This window comes from Granulicella arctica (assembly GCF_025685605.1).
GTDB classification, from domain to species: domain Bacteria; phylum Acidobacteriota; class Terriglobia; order Terriglobales; family Acidobacteriaceae; genus Edaphobacter; species Edaphobacter arcticus.
The window spans coordinates 2,433,625-2,448,096 of sequence record NZ_JAGTUT010000001.1; the positions used below are offsets into that span (position 1 = coordinate 2,433,625).

11 protein-coding genes are annotated in these 14,472 nt (G+C 58.7%); 8 read left to right on the forward strand and 3 right to left on the reverse strand.

Annotated elements, in window-relative coordinates; translation table 11 throughout:
• Positions 1–388: 388 nt before the first annotated feature.
• The 6 genes from peaA to OHL20_RS10190 all read left to right on the forward strand — a co-directional run bounded on the left by peaA (position 389) and on the right by OHL20_RS10190 (position 7,580).
• The gene (gene peaA / locus OHL20_RS10165; protein ID WP_263383076.1) at positions 389–2,140 is read left to right on the forward strand and encodes a quinohemoprotein amine dehydrogenase subunit alpha; all 1,752 of its coding nucleotides are present in this window, start codon (positions 389–391) and stop codon (positions 2,138–2,140) included.
• Positions 2,137–3,564, forward strand: a complete 1,428-nt coding sequence (gene peaB / locus OHL20_RS10170) for a quinohemoprotein amine dehydrogenase maturation protein (RefSeq protein WP_263383077.1) — start codon at positions 2,137–2,139, stop codon at positions 3,562–3,564. Before peaA ends, peaB begins: the two co-directional genes overlap by 4 nt.
• The gene (gene qhpC, locus OHL20_RS10175) at positions 3,561–3,893 is read left to right on the forward strand and encodes a quinohemoprotein amine dehydrogenase subunit gamma (protein WP_263383078.1); all 333 of its coding nucleotides are present in this window, start codon (positions 3,561–3,563) and stop codon (positions 3,891–3,893) included. Before peaB ends, qhpC begins: the two co-directional genes overlap by 4 nt.
• Positions 3,894–3,927: 34 nt before the next feature.
• A complete protein-coding gene (locus OHL20_RS10180; RefSeq protein WP_263383079.1) occupies positions 3,928–5,043 on the forward strand; it encodes a YncE family protein in 1,116 nt (371 codons plus the stop codon).
• A gap of 66 nt (positions 5,044–5,109) precedes the next feature.
• Positions 5,110–6,885, forward strand: a complete 1,776-nt coding sequence (locus OHL20_RS10185; protein ID WP_263383080.1) for an ABC transporter ATP-binding protein — start codon at positions 5,110–5,112, stop codon at positions 6,883–6,885.
• Complete coding sequence (locus tag OHL20_RS10190) at positions 6,882–7,580, forward strand: S8 family serine peptidase (protein WP_263383081.1); 699 nt, start codon at positions 6,882–6,884, stop codon at positions 7,578–7,580. The genes OHL20_RS10185 and OHL20_RS10190 overlap by 4 nt, the downstream gene beginning before the upstream one ends.
• Here OHL20_RS10190 and OHL20_RS10195 read toward each other — a convergent pair.
• Both OHL20_RS10195 and OHL20_RS10200 read right to left on the reverse strand, forming a co-directional pair.
• Positions 7,540–8,595 (reverse strand): NAD(P)/FAD-dependent oxidoreductase, encoded by a 1,056-nt coding sequence (locus OHL20_RS10195; protein WP_263383082.1) that lies wholly within the window; start codon positions 8,593–8,595, stop codon positions 7,540–7,542. The genes OHL20_RS10190 and OHL20_RS10195 overlap by 41 nt on opposite strands.
• Positions 8,596–8,920: 325 nt before the next feature.
• Complete coding sequence (locus OHL20_RS10200; protein ID WP_263383083.1) at positions 8,921–12,349, reverse strand: TonB-dependent receptor; 3,429 nt, start codon at positions 12,347–12,349, stop codon at positions 8,921–8,923.
• A gap of 469 nt (positions 12,350–12,818) precedes the next feature.
• On the opposite strand from OHL20_RS10200, the gene OHL20_RS10205 reads away from it, so the two are divergent.
• Both OHL20_RS10205 and OHL20_RS10210 read left to right on the forward strand, forming a co-directional pair.
• On the forward strand, positions 12,819–13,151 hold the full coding sequence (locus OHL20_RS10205) for a CHY zinc finger protein (protein WP_263383084.1): 333 nt from the start codon (positions 12,819–12,821) through the stop codon (positions 13,149–13,151).
• Between the two features lie 6 nt (positions 13,152–13,157).
• The gene (locus OHL20_RS10210; protein ID WP_263383085.1) at positions 13,158–13,328 is read left to right on the forward strand and encodes a hypothetical protein; all 171 of its coding nucleotides are present in this window, start codon (positions 13,158–13,160) and stop codon (positions 13,326–13,328) included.
• A 15-nt stretch (positions 13,329–13,343) separates the two neighbouring features.
• On the opposite strand, the gene OHL20_RS10215 is transcribed toward OHL20_RS10210, so the two are convergent.
• Positions 13,344–14,240 carry an SMP-30/gluconolactonase/LRE family protein gene (locus OHL20_RS10215; RefSeq protein WP_263383086.1) on the reverse strand — a complete coding sequence of 299 codons (897 nt, stop codon included), beginning with the start codon at positions 14,238–14,240 and terminating at the stop codon, positions 13,344–13,346.
• Positions 14,241–14,472 lie beyond the last annotated feature (232 nt).

Sequence of the window (14,472 nt, forward strand, 5' to 3'; positions counted from 1 at the left end):
GCATTTCCTCTTGCGTTGTGATGGAAGCGGAAGAGTCGATGTTCAGCATCCGCGAAATTTCCGATTGCAATCTGTCCTATGAAGTGATAACTACTAATCAACACAAGACAACAATTTGCTGCACGACTTTCTTTGGAGCAACTTCCACCCTCTTTTCTCTTGAGAGGCATGAATTTGTGCACTCTCTGCAAGACGCCTTTGTTTGACTTAGCTCGATCGTGTCGCCCCAATATGCAGTTTGTGGTTCTTACTACTCTCACTTCAAAGAATTACCGCACGTGCAGTGAGCAGTTAGTGCTGCATAGACGGAGCCTATCTCCTACACCTCCTCCGTTCTGTACGACGGGCGTCCTTACGCTGCTTCTCCTGAATTGAAAGGGCAGAGTTCATGTCTTGTTTTTCCTGTAGGCGATGCTGGATTGGGACGAAGTTTTTTACTCTGCTACTGGTTGGAGCCGGGCTAACTGCCGGCGCTATTGCGCAACGTGCGCGTGGAACGGCGATTACCGGCGGCAAGGAAGTACATGACGTTTTGATCCCGGTGACTGATCCCTTAGTGATGCAGAAGTGTGGCACCTGTCACTCTGCGGATGCGCTGGGAAACCTGACGCGGATCTCATCCGTGCGCACCACTCCCGAAGGTTGGGAGGAAGCGATTAAGCGTATGGTGCGGCTGAACGGGTTGCAGGTGACGCCCGAAGAGGCACGCAAGATCGTGCGATACCTCAGCGATTCCCATGGGCTGGCGCCGGAGGAAGCGGCGGCGGTTGAATATTTTCCGGAGCATAGGCTGGTCGATGAGAAGTTCCCGGACGACGATACGCAGCATGCCTGCGCCTCGTGCCATGCACTTGCGAAACCTCTGAGCTGGCGGCGAACCCCCGAGGACTGGGATCTGTTGAAGAACATGCACATGGCTTTCTTTCCATCCATCGAAGGATCGTTCCGGCGAGGTGGATTCGGGGCTCGTGCCGAGCCTGTTGCACCCGGAACCGAGGCACCCAAGCAACCGGTCGATATCGCGCTGGCGTACATCAAGAAGAGCACGCCGCTGACGACGCCGGAGTGGTCGAATTGGGTGGCGATGGAGGAGACGCCGAAGCTTGCAGGTGCGTGGTTGGTCTCCGGCAGTTTGCCGGGCAAGGGCAAGTTTTATGGCGAGATGAAGATCGAGGCCAAGTCGGATGATGGCGGCTATACAACGCACACCAAGGTGAACTTCACAAACGGTTCTACGTGGACAGGTGAGGGCAGTTCACTGGTGTACACGGGTTATGCGTGGCGCGGCCGTTCGAAGGGTGATGCAACCGTAGCAGGCATTGATGATCCGAACGGTGTACGTGAGGTGATGATGCTGTCGAAGGACCAGTCGGAGCTGACTGGCCGCTGGTTCTGGGGAACATACCAGGAGTTCGGGTTGGATGTGACGATGCGGCGCGAGACCGCGGCACCCACGGTGCTGGGCACGGATATCGGCGCGCTGAAGACGGGATCGACCGACAACACGGTACGAGTCTTCGGAACGCATCTGCCAGCGGGCTTGACCGCTGCGGATGTAACCCTGGGATCGGGCGTGACCGTGACGAAGGTAGTGAGCAGCACGCCCGAGATGGTGACGGTGCTGGCCAGTGTGGATGCGAAGGCAGTGCCTGGTAGGCGCGTCGTCTCAGTCGCAAACGACACACTCCCGAACGCCTATGCGGTGTACGACCACATGGACTTTTTGAAGGTAAGTCCAACGACCGGCATTGCGCACCTTGGCAGCGACCCGCACGCGAAGGGGTATATGCAGTTCGAGGCGACAGCCTTCAGCAATGGGCCGGACGGCAAGCCAAATACGCCAGACGATATTGACCTGGGCTTTGTTCCGGCCTCTTGGAAGATGGAGGAGTTTGTTGCTTCGTATGGCGACGACGACATTCAGTTTGTTGGAGCGCTGGATGCGAAGACGGGCTTCTTTACGCCGGCGAGCGATGGGCCAAACCCCAAGCGAAAATCCATGCGCAATAACTATGGCGACGTGTGGACTGTTGCAACGTTTATGCCACCGGGTGCGACCGTACCGCTGGTGGGCAGAAGCTACTTCATCATCGCTGTACCGCAGTACATGCAGTGGGATCAACCGGAGGTAGGCCAGTGACGTTATCACTATCAGAAGTACATACCTTCCGTGGAGTTGACTTTGATTTTGCGTACCTCGTGCCGAGCGGCGGCATCGTGGCGCTCGACGAGATTTCAATGGCTGTATTGAAACGGCTCGAACAGGTTTCCCTGACGCGAGAAGAGCTGATTGAGGAGCTTGTAGTGGGCGGGTACTCGGGTGTGCAGGCGTCAGAATGCATCGAAGAACTCCAGGCTGTGCGGGCGATCCAGAACGGCGCGGTGGTGTATGAGAAGTCGCAGGCTTTGCCAGAAGATTTTCCATTGCAGAGCATCGTCCTGAACGTGACCAATCAATGCAATCTCTCATGCTCCTACTGCTACGAGTTTGGGGAAGACAAGATTGCGACGCCTGATGGCAAGAAGAAGTTCATGGACATCGAGACGGCGCAAGCCTCAGTCGACTACCTCTTCGAGGAGTCCAAGGGGCGTGAGTCCGTTCATATCACCTTCTTCGGTGGTGAGACGCTGATGAACTTTCCTCTTATGAAGCAGGTGGTTGACTATGCGCGTCAACAGGCAGCTCTGCGCGGCAGTAAGGTCGAGTTCAGCCTGACAACCAACGCGACGCTGCTGTCGACCTCGATCATCGAGTTTCTTGCAGAGCACGGCGTCGGCGTTACCGTGAGCATGGACGGAACGAAGGAGATGCAGGATAAATTCCGCATCTTCTCAAACGGTAAGGGCAGTTACGACATCATCAAGCCAAAGGTGCAGGAGCTGATCGCGAAACACACCAGCCGGCCGGTAGGCGCACGGGTCACGATGACCTCGGGCGCGATGGACGTACGGAAGATCTATCAGCATTTGAAGCACGAGCTGGGATTTCACGAGGTAGCGTTTGCACCAGTGACCACTTCGCCTGATCGGTTGTACTCGATCGGCGAGGTCGGCATGGACACCGTGCTGGAACAATTCAGTGAGCTGGCGGATGAGTATCTGGAGCATGCGCTGCGGGGCGAACACCATGGCTTCTCGAACGTGAGCGACACGTTGGCGGAGTTGCATCAAGGTGTGAACAAGGCGCTGCCGTGCGGTGCAGGCCTGGGGATGGTTGGCGTTGGTCCTTCGGGCGATATTGCGCCATGCCATCGCTTTGTGGATTCGGATGAGCACACGCTGGGTCACATCTCGACCGGTATCGACAAAGAGAAGCGGGCGGACTTTCTTGGTCGCGGCAACATCGATACAAAGTACGACTGTCATAGCTGCTGGGCTCGTCCGCTTTGCGCGGGTGGGTGCCACCACGAGGCATTCGTGCGGTATGGAGATACTGGCCATGCGAATCTGCACTACTGCGACTGGATTCGGACATGGACGAACAAATGTCTTGAGATCTATGGCGCTATTGCTGAAAAGAATCCATCGTTTCTCCAACACTTCGCGGAAAGGAAGGCTGCATGAAGCATTTACGCGCCATCAACAAGAAAGCTATCCGGATCGAGACCAGCATGCTGGCGGAGACGGAAGATATCGTCGGGCTACAGGCTCCTCAGCCAAAACCCCATGTGCCGATGGGCTGTTCCATTATTTTCTCTCCGGGGTGGGAGGTTGATTCGGCCGGTGGTACGGCAGGTCTCTGCCAGCCGGTGGAGCGCGATATCTATGACTGCTATGTGACGTGCTTCTGGCCGGCGCAGGTGCCGGACCACATGAACAACTATCCGGACTGGACGAGCAAATGTGCGTTGGCGACGAAGGACTGGCGCAACGTCGATATCGTCTTCCCATAGCCTGAGCGGCCTTCCCAGTTTCGAGAGGAGCACCATGAAAGCGGTCGCAACATTGTTGTCGGTCTGTGCCCTTACTACGGCCGTCTTTGCCGCCGGCGCGAAGCCCGTCACGAAGCCAGTGGGTGAGCAATTGATGTATCTGGCGACTTGGCCACACACAATCAAGGTGATCGATGTGGGCAAAGATAAAGTGGTCGACAAGATCGAGTTGCCGTCCGACATCGCGCGCGTGCTCGTGATGTCTCCGGATAAAACGAAGATCTATGCGTCCACGCTGCGGGACAACTCGATCGTTACGGTTGATCTGAAGACTCGCAAGGTCGTTGATTCCTTCACGTTGAACACACCGTCTGAGGGCAATCGGTTGAGTGGCTTTGCGATTGATCCAACAGGCAAGTTTATCTACTCGATCATGACGACGGTTTCGAAGAAGATCGACCACTATGAGATCAGCGAACCCAAGTTCATCGCGATTGATATCGAGCAGAAGAAGATTGTACGGAGCGGCGACTTTCCCAAGGATGAGGTGCCGGGTGCGCGCTCGCTGCTGAGGGTATCGCCTGATGGCAAATCGCTGTATGTCTTCCGTCAGGAGATCCTTGTGATCAACACGGCGGACTTCAAACTCGAAAAGAAGATCGAACTATCGAACCCTGTGGCGCCGCCAGGAATGGATAGTCTTTCGCTCAACGTACTCGATGATCCGAACGAGCCTCCTGGCAAACTGATGAGCATCTTTAATGCCTCCGATCCGTATGTGCATCGCAAGATCTTCGGTATCGCCGAGATTGATCTTTCGAAGCAGACCTTCGAGTTGACGCCGATTGGTCCGGCAGCGACCAGCATACAACCGTTGATGCTGACGCCCGACCGCAAGCTTGGCTACACGGTTGCGGTGAATGGAGACCATGGAGACCGGGTAACAGAGTTCTGGGTCTTCGATATGGCGACCAAAAAACTGATCAACAAGAAGGAGTTTCTAGGGCGGACTCGGTTGAACTTCGGAATCACGGCGGACGGCAAAAAGCTGCTGATCTATAACGCCGGTTATGAGATCGAAGTGTATGACGCCAAGACACTGGCACTCGATAAGACGATCAATCTTGAAGGCGATACGACTTCGAATCTAATCGTGGCCCCGCTGAACTAGAAGACGCAGCACCCTGGGGCGCGCTGAGAGTTTGGCGCGTCCCGCAATCTCCATCCCGGAAGACGCATGAAGCAGGACAGAGCCCGCAGCCCAATACCGTTCCGTCAGTACCGCCGGGCATTTACGTTTGTAGCTCCGTACTGGCGGGGACTGCTGGCGGTGCTGACGCTGGGCCTTTTCTCGACGCTGGTCGGCCTGGCGCAGCCGTACATCTCACGACTGCTGATCGACGATGCGCTGGTGCGGCACAATCTGCATGAACTGTGGAAGATCGCGCTTGCGATGATCGTGATTACGATCGTCGGCCTGGGTGTGAATGCGTGCTCAACCTATTGCTACACGCGATTGTCTGCTGAGAGCCTGTTCCAGATGCGGCTGGCCGTCTTCCAGCACCTGCAGAAGCTATCACCGCGCTACTTCGCTCGCACCAAGCTGGGCGATATCGTCTCCAGGATCAACAACGATATCGGCGAGGTGCAGCGGGTGTGCTCCGACACGCTGCTTTCCATCTTCTCGAACGTACTTTTCCTGGTGGGCAGTGTCGCCATCATGATCTGGTTGAATCCGCGGCTCACGCTGGCGAGTATCATTCTGCTGCCGGTAAGCATCTTGACGCTACGCTACTATCAACGTCGATTGATGTTCCAGACCGCGGAGCTACGGCAGCGGAGCGCAAACTTAGGGAGCTTTCTGATTGAGAGCATTATGGGGCTCCGGCTGATTGTGACGTCGACAGCGGAGCAGAGGGAAACGGAGCGCTTCAGCTGGCACAATACGCAGTTCGTACGGTCGCTGATGTCGATGCAGATGACGTCGTTTCTGGCGAGTGCGCTACCGGGAACCGTGCTCACACTCTCGACAGCGACGGTGTTCCTCTATGGTGGGCGGCTGGTGATCGAAAATCGGCTTACGCTAGGAGCGTTCGTAGCCTTTATGGCCTACCACGTGAAGCTGCTTTCGCCGGTGCAGAACCTGTTGGGGATTTACACAAGCCTGCTGACCGGTGGAGTATCGCTGGCGCGGGTCTTCGAGGTGCTGGATGCGCCGGTGGAGGTGGCAGAACCGAAGGGTGCCGCGCCGCTTTCGCCGTTTGCCGATGAGATTCGGTTCGACCATGTCGCCTTCCAGTTCTCCCCCGATGTGCCGGTACTGCAGGACATCTCGCTGACGCTTCGCAAGGGAACGTTCTATGCGCTGGCAGGGCCGAGTGGTGCGGGCAAGTCGACGATTGGCGACCTGCTGGTGCGCTTTTTCGACGTGCAGCATGGAGCAATTACGATCGACGGGCGTGACATTCGTAGCGTGACATTGCACGACCTTCGATCGATGGTGGCGGTGGTGGAGCAGACCCCGTACCTGTTTCACGCGACGATTCGGGAGAACCTTGCCTATGGGCGGCCGGGTGCGACGCTTGACGAAATTGAGCAGGCCGCGATGCAGGCAGGCATCCACCGTTTTATATGCACCCTCCCGGAGCGGTATGAGACGTTGATCGGCGAGCGCGGGGCTACGCTATCGGTGGGCGAGCGGCAGAGGATGGCACTGGCGCGGGCGCTGCTGCGAGACCCGGCGGTGCTGGTCCTCGATGAGCCGACTTCGGCGCTCGACCCAGGGTCGGAGTCGATCGTGACGGATGAACTGGCGTCTAATCTGCGCGGGCGCACGACGCTGGTGATCACGCATCGCCTCTCGCTGATCGAGGCTGCGGACCACGTGTTTGTGTTGGAAGACGGACGTATTGTGGAAGAGGGACGGCCGGCTGATTTGATGGAGCGGCGTGGACACCTGGCGCAGCAGTTTCGAGCGAGTGGGGCAGAGCGAGCCGGGATGGCGGTGCGGTGACGAGGCCCGTCCGTGTGGCTATGCTCGACAGCGGCGTGTACGCAGCGAATCCGCATATTCAGCGTCCTGTTCAGGGTGGGGTTACGATCCTGCCGGAGGGCGAACAGGCTGGCTTTGAGGACAGGCTGGGACACGGGACTGCCGTGTGTGCGGTGCTCCAGGAGCTGGCGCCGGCAGCCGACCTGTTTGCGGTGAAGATCTTCGATGCGCGGCTGGCAACGAGTCTGCCGGTTGTGCTGCGCGCAATCGACTGGTGTGTCCATCACGAGATGGACATCATTAACCTGAGCCTGGGGACCACGAACGATGCGCATCGGGCTCTGTTCATGGCGGCGATCGAGCGGGTGTGTGCACGGGGTTCCGTGGTGGTGTCGGCTTTTTCGATGAACGGCGCACTGATGCTGCCGGGGTCGCTGCAGCGGGTGGTGGGCGTTGTGGAGGATGCCGCGTGTGCGCGGGATTCGTACAGCGTGGTGGCGGATGCTGAGGGGAGCGTTCACTTTGCTGCGTGTCCGTTCCCACTCGACATTGCCGGGGTGCCGCGCGAGCGGAACTTGCGAGGTGTCAGCTTTGCGGTGGCGCACGTGTCCGCGCAGATCGCGCGGATGTGGCCTGAGGTACAGTCGCCGGTGGACTGGGTGGATCAGCTTCGCGCTAGGCGGGAAGCGGGAGCAGGTCGCGATCCATCAGCCTGAAACGGGGTGGGGGCAGGCTGGCTAGTTCCGTCTGCAACTGCTGGATGCCCAGCTCGAGGAGACGTGTTTCGGAGTGCCAGAACTCGCCGGTGCCCCCGGTGGCGTAGAAGGGCAGGCAGGTCTGCAGGTGGCGAAGGAAGCCCTGTTTGAGACGGGTGGTGTAGTGCTCTGCGAGTTGATCGGGGTTGAAGCCCTGGTGGGCTGCGCGAATGCAGGCTGCGGCGAGGAAGGCCTCGCGTACGGCGTTGCCCGCGCCCTCGCCGCAGAGTGGATCGAAGCCCATCGCGGCGGTGCCGCAGGCGATGGTGCCGGGTGAGGCCAGGCTCCGGGCAAGACGTGGGGCAACGGGAATGGGCGGCGAGACCGAGAGGGCTCGGACGATCAGTGGAGCGATGAGGCGGCTGGTTCCGAGGAGCTGCTCGACGGTGTCGCCGACTGCGATGAGTGCGGCCCTGCCCTGACCGAGTGGCAGCAGGAAGAGCCAGCCGCCGTCGACGGACTCGACCCAGCAGGCCTCGGGGATGACGCTGCTGCTCAGCTCGACCTGGGCGATCCGGCCGATGCGAGTGCCGAAGCTCTGCTCGGGTAGTGGCGCCGACGAGGTGCGGGAGGAGCGAAGGTGCCAGTGAGAATGCGCGGTGCCAGCGGGTGATCGAGGGTCGGGGACACGGTTCCAGAGGCAGTCGAGCAGCTCTGCCTCGGGAGCTACGATGCCTTGATGGGGCAGGTCGATGGGAACGGCGGCGCTGCCCCAAAGGACGATTCGGCGGGTGATGCGGGGGAGGCCGTCGAAGAGGTTGGGGGCAGATGAGTCGAGCGGAGGGAACAGCTCCTGGAGGAGATGCCGGGTCTGCTGGCCGAGGAGAATGGCGGGGAGACGGGGGCCGGGGCGGGGTTGGCGAGTGAAGGGGACGCTGGCATCGCTGAGGAGCCGGGCGACGCAGGCTGAGGCGATCCCGTCGCCCTCGACGGTAACGCTGGGGTCCGGGATTTGAAGTGCTTTGCTAGCTTCCACGTGTCTGGTTGTGCCTTGTTGGTGGGCTCAGGTTGCCTGCTGGGCGGACTTGTCTTCCTCCAGACCTGGACTCAATTATTTTTTCCCAATAAGTCCAAAGTGTTCAAACGAAGGGACTTAGGTCCAAAGTAGTCCAAAAGTCGCTGAAAATGGTCTAACGCCTTCAAACTAAAGCGGTTATCCAGCCCTGTGCAGGGCGGCCAAAATGAGCCCTGTTGATTTTCCAGTTAACCTTTGTCGGTGAGTGTAGCAGGCACCATGCTGGGGCCGAAGTAATGCGGAGCGAGAGGTTCTCGCTCCGCATGGGTGAAGGTTGGGTTTGGGGTTAGAAGGAGACGCGGCCGGTGAGCAGGAGGGCTCGTGGACCGGCGTTTGCCTGCTGGCCGGCGGCCTGACCTTGGACGGTGGTGCTGATGCCGTAGCTGCTCGGCACGTTGATGTCGAGGGCGGTGGTCTCGTAGTTGTGATGGTTGAAGAGGTTCTGGACCTGGACACCCATATCGACCCGGATGCGCTCGGTGAAGGTGATGCCTTTGAGGAGTGAGGTGGAGAAGCTGTCGGTCCCAGGGCCGACGACGCTGCCGACGGCTGCATTACCCTGGCGACCGATGTTGTTGGCTGGGGAGGTGAAAGCGGCGGGGTTGAGGGTGTGACGTGCTCCGCCGCCGGAGAGGTAAGGCGAGACCCCAGCGACGACATCCGGCCGGGTGGCAGCAGCATAGCCGAGGGCTATGAGGCCGGTGCCGGTTGGATCGGAGCCGGAGTTGATGGGCGTCATGAACGGACCGGTCTGGTGGAGGTAGAAGCCGGAGAACTGCCAGTTGCCGATGACCTTATCGATGGCGGAGTTGAGGTTGCCGAGGTAGGCGCGGTTGTGGCCGAAGGGCAGGTCGTAGACGCCTGAGCCGAGGAAGCGCTGGCGGTGCGTGAACTCGACGTTGCCGTAGTCGACCAGCGGGTGGTAGTAGTCACTTGGCAGTGCACCGCTTTCGCCAACTTCTGCGGTGGGAGCCAGGCCGCCCTCGTCGGAGAGATTGCGGGCGAAGGTGTAGCTGCCCTGGAACTGGAGGCCGTGTGTCATACGGTGGGTGGCTTCGACGCTTAGGGCGTTGTAGTTGCTGACGGCGAGGTTCTCGTTGGCCTGAATCTCACCAAGGGCGGGGTAGGGAAAGGAGGATTGCGCGGGGGCGGTCTGGCCGGCGGGCAGAGTGCCGTAGGGGACCTGATTGATGTTGGCCTGCTCGACGAGGTCCTGACCGTGGCTGCCGGAGTAGCTGACGCGGAGGCCGGTCTGATAGCCGAGATCCTGCTCGACGGTCAGGTTCCATTGCTGGACGGTGGGGTCTTTGTAGTGGGGAGCGACGCCGTAGTCGAAGTCCAATGCGCCGGCTGCTCCAGGAGCAGTAGCAAAGGGCGTGGGGAACTTGAGTTGTGGTACACCGGCGGAGGCGTACGTGTTGCTATAGATATTTACAGTGGAGGCACTGACGGCCCAGCCACCGACGACGCTGCCGCCGAGGGCGGTGGCGATGAAGCGGCCAAGGCCGCCGCGGATGACGGTTTTGTCATTGCCGAGTGGCCGCCATGCGAAGCCGAAGCGGGGTGCGAAGTCATTCTTCGAGACGGAGACCAGGCCATCGCTGATACCAGCCTGGGCGGCGGTGAGGAGCGGCAGAGGAGCGATCTGCTTGATGAAGGCTGGAAGGACGTTGTTGGCGAGGGCGTAGGTTCCGGGAACAACGACAGCGCCGTGGACGGTGGTGCCGTTGATGTTGCTGTAGTAGTCCGGCAGGAAGTTGGCACTATTCTGGAACTTATCCGTGAGGACCGGATGGTACTCGTAGCGGAGGCCGAAGTTGAGGGTGAGATTGTTGGTGAGCTTCCAGTCGTCCTGCAGGTAGACAGCGTATGCGTTGCCGCGACCGTTGAGGTCGGGGGCGAGAACATCCGACAGGGTGGTGCTGTCGGGGATGCCTTGGAGGAAGCTGGCGAAGGGCTTGGCGATGACCTTGCCGGGAGCGCTGGAGCCGGTAAAGCTGTATTGGCCAAGCCGTGAACTGCCGAAGACGTTGCTGGCATGGGCGTAGAGACGGCGGAAGTCGCCACCGCCCTTGAGCGTGTGGCGGCCCCTGGTCCAAGTGAGGTTATCGATGAACTGATAGGTATTGCTGCTGCTGACGGCGGAGCTGCCGGTGACCGTCGTGAAGCCGGTGATGGCGATGCGTGGGAGGGCAGCGATGGAGGGATCGAGCAGGTCGGTAATGCCCTGAATACCTAGAGTGGAGATGACGGAGGAGTTGGAGTTGAAGCTGCTGGACTGGATGAACTTGCTGAGCCCGGCGCGGAACTCATTGAAGAGTGTGGGCGTGATGCCGTAGTTATAGGAGCCGGTGAGATTGATGTTCTTGGAGGGAATGCTCTGGATGCCGGTGAGCAGGCCAAGGGCCGTGGCGGTGGAGCGCTGCTTGAAGCCGTAGCGCACGAAGGCCGATTGCTTGGGGGTGAAGATGTGGTCGATGCGACCGTCGCCCTGGTCTGAGCCGATGGAGGTGTTGAAGTTCTGAATGTAGTTGTTGGTAATAGCTCCTGCCGCCCCAGCGTTGGGCAGCGGATAGTAGCGAGCGAGCATGGCAGCGGAGGTGGCGTTGATCTGGCCGGTTGGAATGATGTTGTTGGCGAATGCGACGCCGGCGGGGTTGAAGATCTTCGTGGGATAGACGGAGAGATCGCCGCCACGCATGGCCGCGGTGGGTACGCTGTTCGTAACGGTGGAGGTCTGTGGAAGGCGCAGGCCCTCGTAGCTGAGGAAGTAGAAGGTCTTATCGCGTCCGTTATAGAGGAAGGGCGCAATGACGGGTCCACTGTAGAACAGGCCGAAGTTATTGAGAACGAGGTTCGGCTTCTTGGCACCGAAGGGCAGGTTGGAGTTGAAGCCCTTGGTTGCGTAGTTATCGAAGAGGCCGCCGTGGCCGCGGTTGGTGCCGCCCTTGGAGACGGTGGTGATGTCGGCGATGCCGCCGAACTCGGCTGCGTTGGCGTTCTGGCTGACGCGAATCTCTTCGATGGTGTTGAAGGAGGGGAAGAGCTCTGAGTTGGCGCCGCTGGTGCGGACGTTCATGGTGCTGATGCCGTCGACGGTGATGGAGAGGAGGCTGGGCTTCTGACCGGCAACGGAGATCTGACCGCTCTCATCGGACTGGACGCCGGCCTGTGTCTGCAGGGTGGCGTAGGGGCTGGTGGAGCCGCTGGCGCGGGAGCTGATGGCGATGGGCAGGTTATTCAACTCGATGCCGGAGCGGGTCTCGGTAAGGTTGGATGTATCAGTGTTGATGACGGCTGCTGCGGTCTGGACCTCGATGGTCTGGTTCTCGGCACCGAGTGCCATGGTGGCATCGACGCGCTGGGTCTCTCGAGACTGGAGGACGAGGCCGGGAAACTGAGTCTGGCGGAAGCCCTTGAAGGTCACTTCGATGCGATAGGTTCCGGGGCCTACGTTCTGGAAGGTGTATTGGCCTTCGTTGTTGGAGACCTCTTCGTGGACGGTTGCGGTCTCCGTGTTGATGAGCTTGATGGTGGCGCCAATAATGATGGCTCCCTGCGGATCTTTAACGGTACCGACGAAGACGCCGTAGGTGGACTGGGCAAGCAGAGAGGACGTCAGCAGGAGTAGACAGAGGCACAGGGTGGAGGAGAGCAGCGTGCGAAGAGACTGGCGGAGGCGGGGTGATATCGAATCATGAAAACGTTGCGTCATCAAAACCTCTCTCGATCAATTGGTGCAATTGGATAGAAACGAAGCTGCCGATATCGAGTGCGCGTCTGCTGCGGAACGAAGTGCTGGATGAAGCAATACTGTTGGGAACAGTGGGGCCGTTGCAGCGCTGGGGCGTTGCATGAGCGCGCTGAAAAGTGCTGTTCAGAGCGACACGTCTGCTGCGAGGTTTCACTGAATGAGTGCGTTACTCAGTGGTCTCTGTGCTGTTAAATTTCGTGGTGATGGTGAAACAATAGCGCGGATGTTTCAGTGAGTCAAACGAAATACGCGATAGATGGATTTCATTTTGACTTCAACATCGTGGGTAGATGCGGGATGGCTGGGGTGCAATCGTGTGTTCGATGGCCGACGAGGACGAAGCGACGTTGCAGACCACGGACATCGGACAAGATCGTGCTAAGCGAGGGCCTACCTCTTGCCTCAGATCGTCAAGCACTACTCTCTATAGATGTCAGAACTCAGACCTCGAGTGAGCGGAGTAGGGCTGGACTTATGGACCCGTTGCGCTCACTACAATAAGCCGATCGACATCATTGCAATTAAGATGAAGTGTTGCTCTACCTACTACGCATGCAAGGACTGCCACGATGCGCTTGCTGATCATGCAATCGAGGTCTGGCCGCGTGACGAGTGGGGTTGTGCAGCGGTGCTTTGTGGAGCATGCGGGATTGAATTGACGGTCAGGCAGTACCTTGACTGCGGTAACCAGTGCCCGAGATGCGAAGCTCAGTTCAATCCTGGTTGCCGCAATCACCACAATTTCTACTTTGCGACGATCTGAAGGCCTATGGGCGTAGCGACCACACCACTTATAGTGGTTATCGTTCAGGCGAGCCTTAGGAACTTCATTGCGGCTGAGTTCATGCAGCAGCGAAGGCCGGATCTCGCCTGTCTGGATCTCAGCGATGCCGCCAATGAGGGTACGTTTCCGGATCCCCAGATCGGAGCCGTTTGCTGACAGTTGGAACTATCTCTACCATTTTGGCATCGAGATTGATACGGCTCTGCCGGCTCCGCGCTCCGCGATCCAGATTGTGTCGCCTGCAGGTTCAACTGCCGTCGGCGACTTGAGTCCTTCCTTGAGGACCATGACGCTGGCCTTGTCGCCCGTAATCGTGAGTGCGGTGACTCTGCCGCTGCCACCCTCTGCCATAATGATCTTGCCGTTTGCGGCTCGCATACCGTCTGGCGACTTTACGGGCTGGTCCATCCAGATGTCGACAGGCTGACCTGGTTTCCCCGCAGCATCTACGGGAATGCGGTAGAGCTTGTTGAAGACTACGTTGTTCACGTAGAGCACACCATCGAGGAACGTGATGCCGTCAATTCCATTCAGCACTCGATGCTCTATAAAAAGTTCCGCGTTGGAACCTCCGGCCGGTAGCCTGAAGATTTTGCCATTGGCAGTGTCTGTTATGTAAAGCGCCTTGTCCGGGCCGAGGGCGAAATCATTGCACGTACTATTTTCATCGGGCAGGTTCCAGCGAAGCTTCTGAACCCCTGTGGAGAGATCAAATCCGCGCAAGGCGGTATGACGCTTCACGGGTGTTGAGCCTGGTATTGGAGTCAGCTGACAAGCCCATAGCGTGTTGGTCGTCGCATCCGCAAGCATACCGAAAAAGAAGGTCCCGGCACCTTCAGCGCTTGCATCCACAAACTTGTCGGCAGTAGTCGCCCCCGCGGCTACTTTATAGATAAATGGCGTGCTGGCGCTTCCTACAATTAGGACGCCACCTGGTGCAATGGTCAGACTTTCCGGCTGCGATTTCGCATCGGCAATAAGAATATCCGAAGCGGAAGCGGCGGTTGCGAGACTCCCCAGCACTATGACGCAGGCGGCAAGCCGAAGTGCACTCAGGTTACACATCATTGAATCTCCTTGCGTTTAGTTTCCACCCATCATACTGAATAAAGTTCAGCTGAACCGATTGCTTTGAAGAAATCAATGAGCCGCTGACGACAGGGTTTTGGCCCGCCCGGCTGGTGCCGGAGGACTCTTGAGGAATGGTACGGAGTCGCCTGAAGAAACACATTTTGAGCAGCTATCCCACCATCTTTGTGGGCGGTATAACGCAGCTCGGCAGCTATGCCTCGACACTGTA